Below are 19,418 nucleotides of genomic sequence, written 5' to 3' on the forward strand. Positions count from 1 at the left end.
ATGGAACTCCTATTAATGGCGTTTTATTAGAATACTATAAAGTTAATTTGCAAGGTAAAAAAGCTAAAGTTGCTTTAGTTGCTATAATGCACAAATTAATAAATTATATCTTTGCAGTACTTCGAAACCAAACTCCATTTGAGTTACGAAATCCTAAAATACATAAACAAATGTTTTTAGAAAATACTTCTCAAAATAGTGCCGCTTAATTGATTTACATTTTTTGTAACCATTCGTGTTTTACAAATGGTTTGTTTGCTATACCCTTTTTTAAAAAATATTATTTTTTAAAATTTACTTGACTATTATTAGCTGGTCTTTTCAGTAAAAATAGAAAAGAGGCTTGCAGCTAAAATATATAAGCTTGGAAGGGATTATGGTGTGAAATGTGAAAGAGGCATTGTGATAGATATAGATTTGACTGTTACATATTTAGCAGAACTCCTAGGAAATCCAAGAGAAACAGCATCTAGAGCTATGAAGATTCTACAAAAAAATAATTTGATAATATATAAAAATAAAAGAATAATAATACCAGAATTAAGTGCTTTAGCAACATTTTTTAAGGAACCGTGATAAATATCACAGAATTATTTTTTTAAATCAATTATAATTACAATGAAATTCTAGCAAAAATTAGCAGAAAGAAAAGTTAAAAAAATAACAATGTTTAGAGGTGAATGCTGGTGGGGTATAAAATAGTTAATGAAAGTATGAATGAAATCTTTGATAAGCTAAGTGAAAATTATATTATATATGCACCTAAAGTTTTTAAGGGTGATGGTACGTTTTCTGATATTGATGTAATTAGATATGGAGAAATTTCAAGTTTAGATGAAATAGTATTTGATAAAAAATCAGATTATTCCTTTAAAGAAGTTATTATGCCAATAACTCAAAGATTATTCTATTTTACAGAAGATGAAGTTACAGTTCCTAAAGCTCCAGAAAAAGGTGCTATTGTATTTTTAAGAAGCTGTGATATGCATGCATTAAAGCGTATGGATCAAATTTATTTAAATAATGGACCAGAAGATTTTTATTATAAAAGATTAAGAGAAAACACTAAATTTATATTGATGGGCTGCACGGAAAGCTTTGATAGCTGTTTCTGCACAGATATGGGAAGTAATCAAAGTGATAACTATGATGCTTACATAAAATCCAAAGATGGATTTACTACTATTGATGTTAAATGGAGTGAATTAGAAGAACTTATTAAAGCTGAAAAATTTAAAGAAGAAGAAGTTACACCTGATTTTGTAACAGAAAATAAAGTTCATGTTAATATTCCAGAAGGTCTTTCTACGAAGGTATTTAAATCAAAAATGTGGGATGAATACACTGAAAGATGTATAGGATGCGGAAGATGTAACTTTGTATGTCCAACTTGCACATGTTTTACAATGCAAGATATCTTCTATGGAGATAATAGAAACGTAGGTGAAAGAAGAAGAGTTTGGGCTTCATGTCAAACTGGTGGATATACAAACATGGCTGGTGGAATTGAATTTAGAAAGCCTCAAGGAGACAAAATGAGATTTAAGGTAATGCATAAGGTTTATGATTACAATAAGCGTTTTGGTTACCATATGTGTGTAGGATGTGGAAGATGTGATGACATTTGCCCAGAATACATATCATTTTCAAACTGCATAAATAAACTAGAAGATGCTATAAAAGAGGTGGAATAAATGAATAATGAATACATCCCGTTTAAATCAGAAATTAAAGAAGTTATAAAGCATACTGATATAGAATACACTTTCAGAATGGCTTACACAGGAGATGTAAAGCCAGGTCAATTTTTTGAAGTTTCTCTTCCTAAATTCGGAGAAGCACCTATTTCAGTAAGTGGTATAGGAGAAGACTTTGTAGATTTAACTATTAGAAGAGTTGGAAAAGTAACTAACGAAATATTTACTAACTATGTAGGAGACAAGCTTTTCTTAAGAGGACCATATGGAAATGGATTTGACGTAAATGATTATAAAGGAAAAGAACTTACTATAGTAGCTGGTGGTACAGGGCTTTCACCAGTAAGAGGTGTAGTAGAGTACTTTGCAAAGCATAGAGATGAAGTAGAAAACTTTAATTTAATATGTGGCTTTAAATCACCTAAGGATATTTTATTTAAAGATGATTTAAAAGTTTGGAAAGATAAAATGAATTTAACTTTGACAGTTGATAATGCTGAAGAAGGGTATGAAGGTAACATAGGACTTGTTACAACATTTATACCAGAGTTGGAAATTAAAGATATAGATAATACTGCATTTATAGTTGTTGGACCTCCAATGATGATGAAATTTACAGTGCTTGAAATCTTAAAAAGAGGAGTTAAGGAAGAAAATATCTGGATTTCTCAGGAAAGAAAAATGTGCTGCGGAATTGGTAAATGCGGTCACTGCAAAATGGATGATACTTATATTTGTTTAGATGGACCAGTATTTAATTATACTGTAGGAAAAAATCTAGTAGATTAGTTAGGAGGCGAAGTAAAAGTGGATATTAATACTAAAAAACTTAAAAAGAATGCCTTTAGAGTTTCAAAGGTAAGAGGTGTTGGTGCTTCAAGAATTAGAGTTCCAGGAGGACTTTTAAAATCAGAAGTTTTAGGAATGGTTCAAGAAATAGCAGACAATTATGGAAATGGATTAGTTCATTTAACTACTAGACAAGGTTTTGAAATAGAAGGAATTAAGTATGAAGATATGGATGCTGTTACAGCACTATTACAGCCAATTATTGAAACTCTAGAAATTAATCTTCCTGAAACAGATAAAGGTTATACAGCTTCAGGAACTAGAAATATTGTAGCATGTATAGGTAATAACGTATGTCCTTTTGGAAATTACAATACATCTGAATTTGCAAAGAAAATAGAAAAAGCTATATTCCCAAATGATCTTCACTTTAAAGTTGCTTTAACAGGATGTTCAAATGACTGTGCTAAAGTTAGAATGCATGACTTTGGAATAATAGGTATGACAGAACCTCAGTATGATCCAGATAGATGTGTAAGCTGTGGAGCTTGCGTTAGAGCATGTAAGAGTTTATCAGTAGGATGCCTTTCTACAAAAAACTATAGAGTAGAAAGAAATGCTGAAAAGTGTATAGGATGTGGAGTTTGCGTTACTAAATGCCCAACTAGAGCTTTAACTAGAAGCAAAGAAAAGTATTATAAGCTTGCCATTATGGGTAGATCAGGTAAAAAGAATCCAAGATTAGCTGAGGATTTCTTAATTTGGGTTGATGAAGAAAGTATATTAAAAATAATTTTAAATACTTATAAATTTGTAGAAAAATATATTAGTCCAGATGCACCTGCAAGAAAAGAACATATTGGATATATTATTGATAGAGTAGGTTTTGAAGAATATAAAAAATGGGCTTTAGATGGAGTAGATTTAGGGCCTAAGGTTATTAAAAAAGATAATATATATTGGAAGGGAATTAATTTTAATTCTATAGATAACTAAAGAAAAATTCTTATTTTCTGCCTTATATAGGTGTAAGTTAGGCAGAGATAAGAATTTTATATAAATACAAATGAAAAAAGGTAGGGATTGTAATGAAAAAAATTCAATCAACGTGTAATTACTGTGCATTAGCGTGTAATATGGACTTCTATGTTGAAGATGGTAAGATAGTGAAGGTTTTACCAAGCAAGGAGTATCCAGTAAACAAAGGTTTCTCCTGTATAAAAGGTCTTTCTTTAGATAGACAAAACACAGTTTTTACAAAGTCTCCACTTCCAAGAGTAAAGAATAAAGATGGAAACTTTGAAGAAATGAAATGGGAAGATACCTATAAGTATGTGGCAGATAAGTTCTTAGAGATTCAAGAAATGTATGGAAAAGAAAGCGTTGCAGGTATTAGTACTGGACAATTGACTTTTGAAGAATTCGCACTTTTAGGAAATATAATGAGGAATTTCCTTCAAACAAATCTTGATGGTAACACAAGACTTTGTATGGCAACATCTGTAGTTGCTCATAAGCAAAGTTTTGGATTTGATGCTCCTCCATATACATTAAATGATGTAGAGTTATCAGATACTATTATTTTAATTGGTGCAAATCCAGTTGTGGCTCATCCAGTATTCTGGGGAAGAATTAGAGAAAATAAAAATAAAAAGCTTATAGTTATAGATCCAAGAAAATCAGAAACAGCTATGCATGCTGATTACTTCTATGGAATAAAGCCAAAAACAGATTTAGTTTTACTTTATGCTGTTGCAAATGAACTTATAGCAAAGAATTATGTTGATAAAGAATACATAGAAAATCATACAGAAGGATATTTAGAATTTAAAGAATTTGTTAAGGAATATACTTTAGAAAAAGCAGCTAAAGAATCTGGTATTTCAGAAAATAGAATTAGTGAATTAGTAGAACTTATTCATGAAGGAAAGAGAGTTTCATTATGGTGGACAATGGGAATTAACCAAGGTTATGAAGCCGTAAGAACAGCGCAGGCTATAATAAATATAGCTTTAATGACTGGAAATATAGGAAGACCTGGAACAGGTGCTAACTCTTTAACAGGACAAAGTAATGCCATGGGATCTAGAATATTTAGTAATACTTCTGGTTTATATGGTGGAGGAGACTTTAACAACCAAGCTAGAAGAGAGAGAGTAGCAGAAGTTTTAGGAGTAGATGAAAGCTATTTAGCTAAGAAGCCTACAGCTACTTATAATGAAATAATTGAAAGAATTAATTCAGGTGAAATTAAGGCTCTTTGGGTATTATGTACAAACCCTAGACATTCATGGGCAAACAACGAAACATTTAAGGAAGCTATGGACAAGCTAGAATTATTAGTAGTTCAATATATATATAATGATACAGAAACTTCTGAAATGCCTGATGTTTATTTGCCAGTAGTTCCAGGCCTTAAGAAGGAAGGTACTTTTATTAATACTGAAAGAAGAGTATCTGCAATGCGTCCAGCATTACCTAAAGAAGAAAATGAAAAAACTGATTATGAAGTTTTACTAGGTATAGGTAAAGCTCTTGGTATGGGAAGCCTTTTAGATAAATGGGCAACTCCAAAAGATGCCTTTAATTTAATGAAAGAGTGTTCAAGAAATATGCCATGTGATATTACAGGTATAGATTATGATGCTTTAACTGATTCTAAGGGTATTCAATGGCCATTTAGAGAAGGTGAAGAATTAAAAGAAGACGAAAGACGTTTATTTGAAGATGGAAATTACTATACTCCTTCAAAGAAAGCAAAATTTGTTTTTGAAAAGGTTATGGAAAATCCTCTAAAGAATACTGGTGCCTTCCCATATACTTTAAACACAGGTAGAGGAACTGTTGGGCAATGGCATACTCAAAGTAGAACTAGAGAAATAAGAAACGTTAAAGAAGTAACTTTAAAAGAAGCGTATGCTTTTGTAAATACTAAGTTCTGTGAAGATTTAGGTCTTGAAAGTAATGACATGATTAGAGTTGATTCAATTAATGGTCAGTCAGCAGATTTCAAGGTGAAAGTAACTGATAATGTAAAATATGATGAAATATATGTACCAATGCACTATATTGAATGTAATAAATTAACTGCATCTATATATGATACATATTCAAAGGAACCATCATTTAAGACAACACCAATCAATATAAGAAAGCTATAAGAGGGATAACATGAAAAGGATAAAGATTAACAGAGATAAATGTATAGGCTGTTTAACTTGTGTTACTGCGTGTAGTGTAAGTCACGAAAGCTGTGACCAAAGAAATAGAGTTACCATAGATAGTAATTCTAAAGAAACACCAATTTTCTGTCGTCACTGTGATAGACCAGAATGTGTTTATACTTGCATGACTGGAGCAATGACAAAGGATGAAGAAACAGGATTCGTTTTATATGATAAAGAAAGATGTGCAAGCTGTTATATGTGTGTAATGGCATGTCCATACGGAGTATTAAAAAGCGATAGAATAGAATATTTAGAAATAATGAAATGTGATATGTGTACAGAGTATTATGCGAAAGATGGAAGTCAACCACAATGTGTTGCAAAATGTCCAATGCATGCTATCACTTTAGAGGAGGTATAAGCTTTATGAAATATGTAGTAATCGGAGCCTCTGCAGCTGGTATAAGTGGATGTAGAGAATTAAGAAAACATGATAAAGATGCTGAAATAACTTTAATCTCTAAAGATGATAAAATTTATTCAAGATGCATACTTCACCATTATGTACATGGTACCCGTGACCTTAAGCAACTTGAGTTTATGGAAGATAATTTCATAGAAACTAAAAATATTAACTGGATTAGCGGTGTGGCTGCTACTAAAGTTGATGCTGAAAATAAAAAAGTAATGCTAGAGGATGGAAGAGAAGTAGAATTTGATAAGCTTTTAATAGCAACAGGAGCTCATACATTCTTCCCACCAATACCACATTTAAGAGAAGCTAAAAATTCAATAGGTTTTAGAAATATTGATGATGCAGAAATCATTATGGAAGAAGCTAAGAAAGATGAAGTAAAACATATTGTAATAATGGGAGCAGGTCTTATTGGTATAGATGTAATTACTGGCCTTTTAGATTATGGCAAAGAATTAGCTTTAGTTGAAATGCAAAATAGAATGTTATCTATTCAATTAGATAAGAGAGCAGCTTCTACTTATGAAGATGCTTTTAGAGAAAGAGGCGTTAAACAATATTATGAAAAAGGTGCTAAAGAATTACTAGTAGATGAAGAAGGAAAAATTACAGGAATTCTTTTAACTTCAGGTGAAATTATTCCTTGTGACCTTTTAGTATGTTGTGCAGGTGTTAGATCTAACATGGAATTCTTAGAAGGCTCTGGAATTGAATGTGATAGATTTGGAGTAATAATTGATGAAACTGGGAAGACTAATATTGATGACATATATGCAGCAGGAGATGTAACAGGAAGAACTCCAATTTGGCCAATTGCTACTAAACAAGGTTTAATAGCTGCTAATAATATGACAGGAATAGAATCAAACATAATGAATTACTTTGATAGTAAGTTCTTTACAAGTACATCAACAATGAACTTCTTAGGTATTCCTACAATGTCACTTGGAATAAACACTCCACCTGATGATACTTATGAAGTAACTACATATGATGATGGAGTAAATTACAAAAAGGTAATTCATAAAGATGGAATAATTGAAGGTGCTATACTTCAAGGAGATATATCTTATGGCGGAGTTTTAAATCAACTTATAGCTAGAAAGATTGATACAAGAAGAATAAAGAAACCTATATACAGCATTGATTATTCAGATTTCTTCAATGAAGATGAAAAATATAGATTTTCTTATTCAGAATAAAACTTAATAAAAAAGTAAAACTAGGGATGAAATTTTTGGGAGAAATTAAAATGAAAACATTTATAAAAAAACTTGAAAACATGCCTATTCCTTTAGTGCCAACAATGGTAGGAACAGCTACTTTATCAAATGTTTATCTAGGTTTAGGATTTACTTGGATAAGAAATATTGTAATGATAGCTTCAACAATAATTTTACTTTGTTATTTAGCAAAGATAATTATTTATCCTAGAGTCTGTGCTAAGGAATATAGTAATACAGTACCGGCAAGTTTATATGCAGGTATTACTATGATTATGATGATACTAGGAAGTTACTATTTTGAGTTTAATAATGCTTTTGGTAAAGCAATATGGATTATAGCAGTTATAATACATGCAATTCATATTTTAGTCTTTACTTATCGCAATGTTGTAAAAGGTGTAAATATGGATACATTTGTACCTAGCTGGTATGTAACTTACAATGGTATAATGGTTTCAACTGTTGTTGGAGGAGTAATGAATGAACCTTTACTTGGAAAAGTTATAGTTTATTATGGAATTTGTGTATTTTTACTTATAATACCATTTATGATTTATAGACTAATGAAATATGAAGTAAAGGATGGAGTGTTTCATACTCAAGCAATTTTACTTGCACCATCAAGCCTTTGTGTTGTAGGTTATATAAACTATTTTAAAGAACCAAACTTTGCTTTATTAAGTTTATTATATGCAGCAGTTTTAGCGGCTTTAATATTTATAGTTATTAAGATACCTAAGTTTTTTAGTTTTAAATTTTATCCAGGGTATGCGGGATTAACCTTCCCTATGGCTATTGGTATTGTTGCTTCAACTAAAATGTCAGCATTTTTAACTGCTAAAGGTTATGAAACTTTAGGAAGCTGTATAAAACAGTTAAGTGGATTACAGATTTTTGTAACTACTGCAATAATAGCTTTCGTACTTTATAATTTTGCAGTAATGTTTGTAAATAGTTACAAAAAAGAAAATTAAAGGGTTGTGATTTTTTGGATATAAGTGCACTTGTTCTTGCAGGAGGTAAATCCAGCAGAATGAATGGTAATAATAAGGCGTTTTTATCTTATAATAATAAAAGTTTTTTAGAAAATATCATAGATGCTTTAGAGGATATAGATAATATTTATATTTCTGTAGATAATAAAGAAAAGTATAAAGATCTTAAATTTCCATTAATAGAAGATGAATATAAAGATATTGGTCCTATAGGCGGTATGTACTCTGCATTTAAGAAGATTGATTCGGATTTTATTATAGTAATTGCTTGTGATATGCCTTTAATAAGTAAAGATTTTATAAAGTTTTTAAAAGAATATATAAGAAAAGAAGATAGCTGTCTTATTATTGAAGATTCTGAAAACAGGTTATATCCTCTAGGAGGAATTTATAATAAAAAAATACTTCCTATTATAGAAGATATGATAAAGAAAAATGATTATAAACTAATGAACTTAATTAAGAATGTTAAGGGTAGAACAATTAGTCTAAAAGATAAAAAATTAGATAAAAGTCTTGTTAATGTAAATGATCCAAAAGAATATAACAAACTAAATAATATTAAATAATGTAGCTCCGAACAAAAGTATCTAAGGGCACGTAAAGCCTATGATGCTGCGTCAAGACATTTAAAAAAATAGTCTTCAGGGTTGTAGTAGGAAACCAATCAGCCTTCCATGTTTGAAAAGGAGGATTTTTAAATTATATGAATAAGATATATAATTTAAGGAAAGAATATTTTACTGATGGCAAATATTCTTTTATAAATTGTTACTGAGCTGTATTAAATATGCTATTAAGTATGTTTAATATAGCTTTTTTGCATTAAGATAAAAAATGGAAATAAGGTATAAATTTATTTAAAATGTGGTGATAATTTTTAATAGAGAGGATGTTAGTACATGAAGTTAATTAGAACAGAAGATGCAGTAGGACATGTATTGTGTCATGATATAACAAGAATAGTAAAAGACGTAGTAAAAGATACACCTTTTAGAAAAGGTCATATAGTTAAAGAAGAAGATATTCCAGTACTTTTATCTATAGGTAAAGAACATTTATATATATGGGAAAAGAAAGAAGGAATACTTCATGAAGATGAAGCAGCTGAAATTCTTAAAAATATATCTATAAATGATAATATGGTATCTAGTGAAATAAGAGAAGGAAAAATTGAATTAAAGGCAGATATAGATGGTTTATTTATAGTTGATGTAGATAGACTAGAACAAATTAATTCTTTAGATGAAATTGCAATTGCATCTAGACATACAAACTATGCAGTTAAAAAAGGAAATAAACTTGCAGGTATGAGAGTTATTCCTTTAGTAATAGAAGAAGAAAAATTAAAAGAAGCTGAAAAAATAGCTGGAGATAAACCTCTTTTTGAATTACTTCCTTATAAAAAGATGAAAGCAGGAGTTGTTACAACAGGAAGTGAAGTTTATCATAAGAGAATAAAGGATACATTTACTCCAGTAATAATAAATAAATTAAAATATTATGGTATTGAAGTTATATTTCATGAAATATGTGATGATGATACTGACATGATAGTAAACGCTATTACTAAAATGAAGGAAGAAGGAGCAGATTTAATACTTTGTACAGGGGGAATGAGTGTTGACCCTGATGATTTAACTCCAGGAGCTATAAAGTTAAGTGGAGCAAATATTGTAACTTACGGAGCACCAGTATTCCCAGGAGCAATGTTTTTACTTGGATACTTTGATGATGGTACGCCAATTATGGGACTTCCAGGTTGTGTTATGTACTCTAAGGCAACTGTATTTGATTTAGTATTACCAAGAGTAGCTGCAGGAATTGAAGTGACTAAAAAAGATATCGCAAAGATGGGGCATGGTGGACTTTGCTTCTCATGTGAAGTATGTACTTATCCAAGATGTGAATTTGGTAAAGGAGTTTAATTTTTATGATTAGAATTGAACTAGAAAAAGCTGTAGATGTAATAGAAGAAAACAGCAGAAGAATAGAGGATGTAGAAGAAGTATCTTTAGAAGAAGCTTTAGGAAGAGTATGCGCTAAAGATATTTTTTCACCAATACTTAATCCACCTTTTGATAGGTCTCCTTTAGATGGTTATGCAGTAATAGCTAAAGATACAAAGGGAGCATCAAGAGAAAACCCAGTTACATTAAAGGTTGTAGATGAAGTTTTTGCGGGAGGATATTCTGAAAAAAGAATAAATGAAGGTGAAGCAGTTAGAATAATGACAGGTGCTAAGATTCCTACAAATTGTAATGCTATTATAAGACAAGAAAATACTGATGAAGGTATGGACACTGTTGAAATATATGAAGAGTTAAAGGACTTTAGTAATTACTGTTTTAAAGGAGAAGACATTAAAGAAAATGATCTTTTAATAAATAAAGGTGAAAAACTTTCTTATGTACATATTGGAATATTAAGCAGTGCAGGTTTTACTAAGGTATTAGTAAAAAGAAGACCTAAAATAGCTTTATTTGTAACAGGTGATGAAGTTCAAATGAGTGGAGCTCCTTTAAAGGAAGGTAAGATTTATGATACAAATCTTCATTTATTTAGAGCTAGATTAATGGAACTTGGAATAGATGTAGTTAAATCTGGTCATTTTGGTGATGATGCAGAAGAAATTACAAAGGCTATAGAAGAAGTTATTGATAAGGTTGATGCAGTTATTACTACTGGAGGAGTATCAGTAGGTAAGAAAGATATTTTCCATGAAGTATTTCCTATATTAAAGGCAGAAAGACTTTTCTGGAAGGTAGATTTACAGCCGGGAACTCCAGCAATGTTTGCTAAGTTTAAAGATAAGCCAATTTTAAGCCTTTCAGGAAATCCATTTGCTTCTCTTGCAACTTTTGAACTTTTAGGAAGACCAATGTTATATAAGATAAGCGAAGATGAAGGGCTTAAGACAAAGAGAGTAGAAGCTGTTTTAGAAAATGATTTTAAGAAGAAGAGTAAAATCAGAAGGTTTGTAAGAGCTTTTTATGAGGAAGGCAAGGTAATACTTACTAGTAACAAACATGCTTCAGGGATGTTATTATCTATGAAAGGCTGTAATTGTCTTATAGATATAAAGCCGGGGACTGAAATGCTAAATAAGGGTGACAAAGTAGAAATTATTTTAATATAGAGGTAGTAAAAATGAAAAATAAATTAACTCATTTTGATGATAATGGCAATGCCATTATGGTAGATGTATCAGATAAAAATATTACTAAAAGAGAAGCAATTGCTAAAGGAAAAATCTATGTTAATGCAAGAGTTATGGATGCTGTTGTTAATAATAAGGTAGAAAAAGGTGACGTTTTAGGAGTTGCAAGAGTAGCAGGTATAATGGCAGTTAAAAGAACCTGGGAGCTTATTCCTATGTGCCATCCATTAATGATTACAAAGTGTAGTGTAGATTTTAATGTAAATGAAGAAGAAAATTACATTGAAGCAGTATGCATTGCAAAGGTTAATGGAAAAACAGGAGTTGAAATGGAAGCTTTAACAGGTGTAAATGTAGCTCTTTTAACTATTTATGATATGTGTAAGGCAATAGATAAATCTATGGAAATGGGAGATATTCATTTATCTAAAAAAACAGGCGGTAAATCTGGAGTATTTATAAATGAAAAAGAAAAGTAAACCAGTATTATTAGCCATAAGTGGTGTTAAGAATTCAGGAAAAACTACTTTAATAGAAAGAATTCTTCCAAAGCTTAAGGAAGCAGGATACAAGGCTGCTACAGTAAAGCATGATGGACATGATTTTGAAGTAGATGTAGAAGGCACAGACACATATAAACATAGAAAAGCTGGTGCTTATGGTACAGCAATATTTTCAAAAAATAAATTTATGGTGATAAAAGAGCAGAAAGATACAAAAGAAGAAGAGCTTATCTCTTACTTTAGTGAAGCAGACATCATTATATTAGAAGGATTTAAATATTCTGATTATCCAAAGATCGAAATTGTAAGAAAGGGTAATTCAGAAAAAAGTGTGTGTAAAAAAGAAACTATATTAGCTTTAGCAACTGATATAGAAAATTTTGACAGTAGTATAAATATAGTAGACTTAAATGATATAGATTCGATAGTAAATTTAATTATTGAGTTTATAAAAGGGAGAGACAATGAAGGACATTTTTAATAGAAATATTGACTATATAAGAATTTCTATAACGGATAGATGTAATTTAAGATGTGTTTACTGTATGCCTGAAGAGGGGATAACCCTTACAGAACATGAAAAGATATTAACATATGAAGAAATTATAAGACTTTGCAGGGAATTTGCAAAGCTTGGAATAAGCAAAGTTAAGATTACAGGAGGAGAGCCTTTAGTTAGAAGAAATCTTAAAAATCTTATAAAGTCTATTAAAGATATAGAAGGAATAGATAATGTTACTTTAACTACTAATGGAATTCTTTTAGAAGATCAAATAGATGGTTTAGTTAAAGCAGGATTAGATGCAGTTAACATAAGTATAGATACTTTAGATAAAGAAAAGTTTAAAAGTGTAACAAGAGTTGGAGATATAGATAAAGTATTAAAATCTATAGATAAGTGTTTAACTTATGAAAATCTAACAGTAAAGATTAACTGTGTACCTATTAAAGGTGAAAATGATAAAGAAATTTTAGACATAGTCAATTTAGCAAAAGATAAAAATCTTAGTGTGCGTTTTATAGAACTTATGCCAATAGGCTTAGGAAGAGAAATGAAGGGCTATACTGATGATGAAATTAAGAAAATTATAGAAGAACATGTTGGAGTTTTAAAAGAGTATAAAGGAAAACTTGGTAATGGACCTAGTACATATTATAGTCTGGAAAATTTCAAAGGGAAAATAGGTTTTATAAGTGCAGTAAATCATAAATTCTGTGATTCATGTAATAGAGTAAGACTTACTTCAGATGGATTTTTAAAGAAGTGTCTTCAATATGAAACAGGTAGTGATTTAAAGAAACTTTTAAGAGAAGGAAAATCGGATGATGAAATAATAAGGGTTATTGAAGAAACAATTTATAATAAACCTGAAAGTCATATGTTTTCTAGTAAAGATAAAAAAGAACATATAGAAATTAAAGGAATGTCTCAAATAGGAGGCTAAAGACCTTAGGAGGAAAAGTTGATGGGTAAAGTAATAGCAGTTTGTATAAGTGAAAAAAGAGGAACAGTAAAGAAAAATATTAAAGAATGTAATGTGGTAGAAGGATTTGGTCTTGAAAATGATGCTCACGGTGGAAACTGGCATAGACAAGTAAGTCTTTTATCCTATGACAGAGTTAAGGAATTTAATGAAAGAGGCGGAAATGTTGTAGATGGAGACTTTGGTGAAAATATATTAGTGGAAGGATTTGATTTTAAGACATTTCCTATAGGAACGAAATTTAAGTGTAATGATGTAGTTTTAGAATTAACTCAAGTAGGTAAAAAGTGTCACTCTGAATGTGAAATATTCCATAGAGTTGGAGATTGTATTATGCCAAGAGAAGGTGTATTTACAAAGGTAATTCACGGAGGAAAAATTAAAGTAGGAGATGAATTTATAGTATGTACAGAGTAGCAATAATAACAAGTAGTGATTCAGGATACGCTAAAGAAAGAGAAGATAAGAGTGGTCCAGTTATAGCAGAAATAGTTAAAGCAAATGGTTATACAGTTGTAGATTCTATATTACTTCCAGATGAGAGAGAAATGTTAAGTGCTGAAATGAAGAGAATAGCTGATGAAGACATAGCAGATATAATATTAACAACAGGTGGAACAGGTTTTTCACCAAGAGATGTTATGCCAGAAGCTACTATGGATATTGTTGAAAGACAAGTTCCTGGTATTCCAGAAGCTATGAGGGCTTATAGCCTTCAGCTTACTAAAAGAGCAATGCTAAGTAGAGCAACAGCAGGTATTAGAAAAGGTACATTAATAGTAAATATGCCTGGAAGTCCTAAGGCAGTAACTGAGTGTTTAGAATATATTATAAGTGAACTTGATCATGCCCTTGGAATTTTAAAGGGAACAACTAAAAATTGCGCTAGAAAGTAAAGGTAAGAAAGAACACCTACAATTTTAATACTTATAGGTATTAAAATTGTAGGTGTTCTCTTATTGAGTTCCTTTAATTTTAGTTATTTCATATTAATTATTAATGAAGGATTTTTTAAATTCTGCACCAGTCTTAAAGGCATCAGCCACAGTATCTCCTAGCTCATAATAAGAGAAAGATTCTTCGTCATAAATTATTGGTTTTAGCTCATTAAGTAAAATCTTGTCCTTATCATTTAGAATGCTTTCATCTGCTTGAATGTTTTTAATTTCCCCTGTAATTTGAGTATGACTACCGATAGTAACTTGGTGAATAACCTTACATTCTAGGAATAAAAGTAATTCATTTATTACAGGTGCATGAACACATTGACCTTCAGATGTTGTAAATCCTATCTTTTCTAATTTGTCTGTATTATAGCCAGATTCTACACCAAGATAATCTGCTTCCTTAACCTGATTAGTCCCAGGATATCCAACTACAAAGGCACCACTACTTAATATACTCTTTAGAGTTTTTCTTCTTGCTGTAGCATTAATTGCAATGGTAACGCAAGGTGGTTTATGACTGCTCATAGTATAAAAAGCTAATGTGCATGCATCTGGCTTTCCATCTTCATCATATGCTGATACTATAACTGTCTGAGCTGGTGCAACAACTGCATGTAACTTTAAATTCTTCTTTGCCATTTGTATTCTTCTTTATTTTTATATTTTTTTATATAAATTATAATTTATATAAAAAATATAAATTTAATATTATTATAATAAAATTTATAACAATAATCAATCTAGCACATTTTATCTATAATCACAAAAAATTTCTTAGTAAGTAATACTTTAAGAGAGGTTTTCTCTATGCTTAAAGCATCTACTTGTAGGGAAAGTATGAAATTGCTTTATCAATTAGTTATTTAGTAGCTTATGAGAATAATATAAGTCCTTTTTGCAAATTATAATACTGTTTAACTAATTGGCAATATCATAAAATTATTACTTTTTGTAGTCCTAAAAAGGAACTGCAAAAAGTTTTAATTATATAAAAAAAGAAAGCAGGGATACTGATGAAAAAAGTTCAGTCAACATGTAATTACTGTGCACTGGCATGTAACTTAGATTTTTATGTTGAAGATGAAAGCATTGTAAAAGTAATACCTACTAAAGGCTATCCAGTTAATGATGGTTTTTCATGTATTAAAGGTCTTTCCTTAGATAAGCAAACCACCCTTTATAAATGTTCTCCTCTTCCAAAAATAAAGATGAAGGATGGAAGCTTTAAAGAAGTACAGTGGGAAGAGGCTTATAAGTATACTGCAGGAAAGCTTTTAGAACTTCAAAAAAAGTATGGAAAGGAAAGTATAGCTGGCATTAGTACTGGTCAATTAACTACAGAAGAATTTGCACTTTTAGGTCATATAATGAGAAACTTTCTTCAGACTAATCTTGATGGTAATACAAGACTTTGTATGTCTACAGCAGTTGTAGCTCATAAACATAGTTTTGGATTTGATGCACCTCCTTACACTTTAAAGGATGCAGAATTATCAGATACCATAATCTTAATAGGATCTAATCCAGTTGTAGCTCATCCTATACTTTGGGGAAGAATAAGAGCTAATGAAAACAAAAAGTTAATTGTTATTGATCCTAGAAAATCAGAAACAGCTATTCATGCAGATTACTTTTATGGAATTAAGCCTAAAAGCGATTTAATCTTACTTTATACTGTATCAAATATCTTAATAGAAAAAGATTATATTGATAAGGACTATATTGAAAAATATACTGAAGGTTTTGATGAATTTAAGGAATTCGTTAAGAAGTTTACAGTAGAAAAAGCTGAAGAGGTCACTGGAATTTCAAAAGAAGATATAGAAAAACTGGCAGAGCTTATTCATGAAGGAAAGCGAGTATCGTTATGGTGGACAATGGGAGTAAATCAGAGCTATGAAGGAGTAAGAGTTGCAGAAGCTATTATAAATATAGCTTTAATGACTGGTAATATTGGAAAACCTGGAACAGGAGCAAACTCAATAACAGGACAAAGCAATGCCATGGGTTCAAGAGTTTTTAGTAATACTACAGGAGTTTTTGGTGGTGGAGATTATGCTGATAATGATAGAAGACTTAGAGTGGCAAAGGTTTTAGGTGTAGACGAAAATATGATAGCTCATAAACCAACCATAACTTATAACGAAATAGTAGAAAAGGTAATTGAAGGTGAAATAAAAGGACTTTTTGTAATATGCACTAATCCAAGGCATTCATGGACTAATAATAAAACATTTAAAGAAGCTATGGAAAAGTTAGAGTTTTTAGTTGTGCAAGATGTATATGATGATACTGACACTTCAAAGGATGCAGATGTTTTCCTTCCTGTAGTTCCTGGAATTAAAAAAGAAGGTACCTATATAAATACTGAAAGAAGAGTGTCTGCTATGCGCCCAGTTTTAAAGAGAAAGGAAAATGAAAAAACTGATTATGAGGTACTACTTGGATTAGGTAAGGCTTTAGGTATGGGAGATCTTTTAGAAAGATGGAAGACTCCAAGGGATGCTTTTAATTTAATGAAGGAATGTTCAAGATATATGCCTTGTGAAATAACAGGTATAGATTATGATAAGCTTAAAAATTCAAAAGGAATTCAATGGCCTTTTAAAGAAGGTGATGAGCTTTTAGATGACCAAAGACGTCTATTTGAAAATGGTAAGTTCTATACTAAAAATAATAAGGCACATTTTATTTTTGAAAAACCAATGGAAAATCCACTTCCAAATACAAAGGAATATCCTTATACCTTTAATACAGGAAGAGGAACTGCAGGACAATGGCATACATTAACTAGAACTAGAGAAATTAAATTTGTAACTGATGCTACTTCTGAAGAAGCTTATGCCTTTTTTAATACAAAGCTTTTAGAGGATTTAGATATTAAGGAAAATGAAACTGTAATTATTGATTCTATAAACGGTGAGTCTGCAAAATTTTTAGTAAGGTCAACAAATCATGTAAAGTATGATGAAATCTTTGCTCCTATGCATTACATTGAATGCAATACTTTAACTCCTTCAGTATATGATAAGTATTCTAAAGAACCATCATTTAAATCTACACCTGTTAACATAAGAAAGATAGAGGGGGTATAAAGACATGAAGAGAATAAGAATAGATAGAAGCAGATGTATTGGATGTTTAACTTGCGTAACTGCATGTATAGTAAGCCATGATTCATGTGATTCAAGAGACAGGGTAACTTTAAGCAGTGATTTTACAGAAACTCAAATTTTCTGCAGACATTGTGATAGGCCTGAATGTGTTTATACTTGCCAAACTGGTGCCATGAGAAAAGATAAGGAATCAGGATTTGTATTGTATGATAAAAGTAGATGTTCAAGTTGCTATATGTGCATAATGGCATGTCCTTATGGAGTTTTAAAAAGTGATAGGATATATTATGAAGAAATAATGAAGTGTGATATGTGTACACAGTTTTATGCTAAAGATGGCAGCCAGCCTCAATGTGTAGCTAGATGCCCAATGCAGGCATTAACTTTAGAGGAGGTGTAAATTTTATGAAATATGTAGTTATAGGAGCATCAGCAGCAGGTATAAATGCAGCAAGACAGTTAAGAGATAGGGATAATAATGCTGAAATTACTGTAATATCAAAGGATGAATATGTTTATTCAAGATGTATACTTCATTATTATATGGAAGGTCTTAGAGATCTTAAAAGACTGGAGTTTATGGAAGATAACTTTTGGAAAGGATATGGCATTAAGTGGATAAAAGGCGTAGCTGCTACAGGATTAAATGTTGAAGAAAAAAAGGTTTTATTAGAGGATAATAGAGAAATAGAATATGATAAACTTTTAATTGCTACAGGTTCTCATACCTTCTTCCCACCTATACCTCACTTAGTAAGTGCTAAAAACTCTATAGGCTTTAGAAATTTAGATGATTGTGAATATATAATGAAGGAAGCTAAAAGAGATGAGTGTAAGCATATTGTTATTATGGGGGCAGGTTTAGTTGGAATAGATGTAATAACTGGAATTTTAGATTATGGAAAAGAAATATCTTTAGTTGAAATGCAAGATAGAATGTTATCTATTCAATTAGATAAAAGAGCAGCAAAAACCTATGAAGAAGCTTATGAAAAGCATGGGGTTAAACAATATTATGGTAAGGGAGCAAAAGAACTTATTGTAGATGAAAATGAATATATTAAAGAAATTCAATTAACTACAGGAGAATTTATTCCTTGCGATCTTTTAGTATGCTGTGCTGGTGTAAGGGCAAATGTTGAATTTTTAAAAGATACTCCAGTGGAATGTGATAAGTTTGGTCTTATTATTGATGCTAAAGGCAGAACTAATATAAAAGATATTTACGGAGCAGGAGATGTTACAGGAAGAGGACCTATCTGGTCTGTAGCAACAAAGGAAGGACTTATTGCAGCTGATAATATGACTGGATTTGATGCAGAGATAAAAGACTTTTTTACAAGTAAAGCTACTATGAATTTTCTTGGAATTCCAACTATGTCTTTAGGAATTAATACTCCTCCTGATGATACATATAAAGTAGAAAGTGAAGAAGACACTACGGGAAATTATAAAAAAGTAATTCATAAAGATGGAAAGATTTATGGAGCAATACTTCAAGGAAATATATCCTATGGTGGAGTTTTAACTCAGCTTATAGCAAGAGAAATAGATATATCTAAAGTAAAGAAACCTTTATTTGATTAGAATGGCTACGCATACTCGTGACTTTAGTCATGAGTTAGTAGCCAAAATAGTCAGCATATAGAGAAATCTATATGTAGAGATAGGAAAGAGACCTATCCAATACTACTTGAATTGCTGGGAATTCCTAAAGCTAACTAAACCACAACGTAAGCATGAAATAAAGTTAAGCGTGAGGGTTACGAAAGTAGAAAGAATTAGTTAGATGGCATAAGGTTAAATCCTAAGTGCTTATACAATGGATAATCAGCAGGTAAGCTCCAAATAGGAGAAAC

At 30.7% G+C, this 19,418-nt stretch carries 20 protein-coding genes, 1 pseudogene and 1 riboswitch; of the genes and pseudogenes, 20 read left to right on the top strand and 1 reads right to left on the bottom strand.

The features are described 5' to 3' along the window. The 17 genes and pseudogenes from BM384_RS07980 to BM384_RS08060 form a co-directional block, all read left to right on the top strand. A pseudogene (locus BM384_RS07980) lies at nucleotides 1-209 on the top strand (IS110 family transposase); the annotation flags it as partial. A gap of 121 nt (nucleotides 210-330) precedes the next feature. Further along, nucleotides 331-576 (top strand): helix-turn-helix domain-containing protein, encoded by a 246-nt coding sequence (locus BM384_RS07985; protein ID WP_278280900.1) that lies wholly within the window; start codon nucleotides 331-333, stop codon nucleotides 574-576. Between the two features lie 110 nt (nucleotides 577-686). Beyond that, entirely contained in the window at nucleotides 687-1,694 is a 1,008-nt protein-coding gene (gene asrA / locus BM384_RS07990; RefSeq protein ID WP_090012704.1) for an anaerobic sulfite reductase subunit AsrA, read from the top strand. Next, entirely contained in the window at nucleotides 1,695-2,486 is a 792-nt protein-coding gene (gene asrB / locus BM384_RS07995; protein WP_090012706.1) for an anaerobic sulfite reductase subunit AsrB, read from the top strand. It abuts the gene before it with no gap. Between the two features lie 18 nt (nucleotides 2,487-2,504). Further along, complete coding sequence (gene asrC / locus BM384_RS08000) at nucleotides 2,505-3,482, top strand: sulfite reductase subunit C (protein WP_090012707.1); 978 nt, start codon at nucleotides 2,505-2,507, stop codon at nucleotides 3,480-3,482. 92 nt (nucleotides 3,483-3,574) lie between these two features. Next, a complete protein-coding gene (locus BM384_RS08005) occupies nucleotides 3,575-5,647 on the top strand; it encodes a molybdopterin oxidoreductase family protein (protein ID WP_090012708.1) in 2,073 nt (690 codons plus the stop codon). 10 nt (nucleotides 5,648-5,657) lie between these two features. Continuing rightward, nucleotides 5,658-6,074 carry a 4Fe-4S dicluster domain-containing protein gene (locus BM384_RS08010; RefSeq protein WP_090012709.1) on the top strand — a complete coding sequence of 139 codons (417 nt, stop codon included), beginning with the start codon at nucleotides 5,658-5,660 and terminating at the stop codon, nucleotides 6,072-6,074. A 5-nt stretch (nucleotides 6,075-6,079) separates the two neighbouring features. Further along, on the top strand, nucleotides 6,080-7,330 hold the full coding sequence (locus tag BM384_RS08015; protein ID WP_090012711.1) for an NAD(P)/FAD-dependent oxidoreductase: 1,251 nt from the start codon (nucleotides 6,080-6,082) through the stop codon (nucleotides 7,328-7,330). 50 nt (nucleotides 7,331-7,380) lie between these two features. Beyond that, the gene (locus BM384_RS08020; RefSeq protein WP_090012712.1) at nucleotides 7,381-8,328 is read left to right on the top strand and encodes a TDT family transporter; all 948 of its coding nucleotides are present in this window, start codon (nucleotides 7,381-7,383) and stop codon (nucleotides 8,326-8,328) included. 14 nt (nucleotides 8,329-8,342) lie between these two features. Continuing rightward, nucleotides 8,343-8,918, top strand: coding sequence for a molybdenum cofactor guanylyltransferase (locus BM384_RS08025; protein WP_090012714.1), 576 nt, complete (start codon nucleotides 8,343-8,345; stop codon nucleotides 8,916-8,918). Further along, nucleotides 8,912-9,057: riboswitch (molybdenum cofactor riboswitch) on the top strand. (Overlaps the previous gene by 7 nt.) A 194-nt stretch (nucleotides 9,058-9,251) precedes the next feature. Further along, nucleotides 9,252-10,277 carry a molybdopterin-binding protein gene (locus tag BM384_RS08030; protein ID WP_090012716.1) on the top strand — a complete coding sequence of 342 codons (1,026 nt, stop codon included), beginning with the start codon at nucleotides 9,252-9,254 and terminating at the stop codon, nucleotides 10,275-10,277. 5 nt (nucleotides 10,278-10,282) lie between these two features. After that, nucleotides 10,283-11,488 carry a molybdopterin molybdotransferase MoeA gene (gene glp, locus BM384_RS08035; protein ID WP_090012718.1) on the top strand — a complete coding sequence of 402 codons (1,206 nt, stop codon included), beginning with the start codon at nucleotides 10,283-10,285 and terminating at the stop codon, nucleotides 11,486-11,488. A gap of 11 nt (nucleotides 11,489-11,499) precedes the next feature. Continuing rightward, nucleotides 11,500-11,988 carry a cyclic pyranopterin monophosphate synthase MoaC gene (gene moaC / locus BM384_RS08040; RefSeq protein ID WP_090012720.1) on the top strand — a complete coding sequence of 163 codons (489 nt, stop codon included), beginning with the start codon at nucleotides 11,500-11,502 and terminating at the stop codon, nucleotides 11,986-11,988. Next, nucleotides 11,972-12,493 (top strand): molybdopterin-guanine dinucleotide biosynthesis protein B, encoded by a 522-nt coding sequence (gene mobB / locus BM384_RS08045; RefSeq protein WP_090012721.1) that lies wholly within the window; start codon nucleotides 11,972-11,974, stop codon nucleotides 12,491-12,493. The genes moaC and mobB overlap by 17 nt, the downstream gene beginning before the upstream one ends. Continuing rightward, nucleotides 12,477-13,457 (top strand): GTP 3',8-cyclase MoaA, encoded by a 981-nt coding sequence (moaA, locus tag BM384_RS08050; protein ID WP_090012723.1) that lies wholly within the window; start codon nucleotides 12,477-12,479, stop codon nucleotides 13,455-13,457. Before mobB ends, moaA begins: the two co-directional genes overlap by 17 nt. A 21-nt stretch (nucleotides 13,458-13,478) precedes the next feature. Further along, entirely contained in the window at nucleotides 13,479-13,913 is a 435-nt protein-coding gene (locus BM384_RS08055; RefSeq protein WP_090012725.1) for an MOSC domain-containing protein, read from the top strand. Continuing rightward, nucleotides 13,901-14,392, top strand: a complete 492-nt coding sequence (locus tag BM384_RS08060) for a MogA/MoaB family molybdenum cofactor biosynthesis protein (protein ID WP_090012726.1) — start codon at nucleotides 13,901-13,903, stop codon at nucleotides 14,390-14,392. The genes BM384_RS08055 and BM384_RS08060 overlap by 13 nt, the downstream gene beginning before the upstream one ends. A 93-nt stretch (nucleotides 14,393-14,485) precedes the next feature. Here BM384_RS08060 and BM384_RS08065 read toward each other — a convergent pair whose 3' ends face one another. After that, nucleotides 14,486-15,082: a flavin reductase family protein gene (locus BM384_RS08065; protein ID WP_090012728.1), complete on the bottom strand. Its 597-nt coding sequence runs from the start codon at nucleotides 15,080-15,082 to the stop codon at nucleotides 14,486-14,488. Between the two features lie 374 nt (nucleotides 15,083-15,456). Here BM384_RS08065 and BM384_RS08070 point away from each other — a divergent pair, with 374 nt between their 5' ends. Genes BM384_RS08070 through BM384_RS08080 form a run of 3 tightly spaced genes read left to right on the top strand, consistent with a single transcriptional unit; the run spans nucleotide 15,457 to nucleotide 19,146 of the window. Beyond that, complete coding sequence (locus BM384_RS08070) at nucleotides 15,457-17,538, top strand: molybdopterin oxidoreductase family protein (RefSeq protein WP_090012729.1); 2,082 nt, start codon at nucleotides 15,457-15,459, stop codon at nucleotides 17,536-17,538. A gap of 4 nt (nucleotides 17,539-17,542) precedes the next feature. Then, nucleotides 17,543-17,959, top strand: a complete 417-nt coding sequence (locus BM384_RS08075; protein WP_090012731.1) for a 4Fe-4S dicluster domain-containing protein — start codon at nucleotides 17,543-17,545, stop codon at nucleotides 17,957-17,959. A gap of 5 nt (nucleotides 17,960-17,964) precedes the next feature. Beyond that, nucleotides 17,965-19,146 (top strand): NAD(P)/FAD-dependent oxidoreductase, encoded by a 1,182-nt coding sequence (locus BM384_RS08080; protein WP_090012732.1) that lies wholly within the window; start codon nucleotides 17,965-17,967, stop codon nucleotides 19,144-19,146. The last annotated feature ends 272 nt before the right edge of the window (nucleotides 19,147-19,418 follow it).

This window comes from Clostridium sp. DSM 8431 (assembly GCF_900116755.1).
Classification (GTDB): domain Bacteria; phylum Bacillota; class Clostridia; order Clostridiales; family Clostridiaceae; genus Clostridium.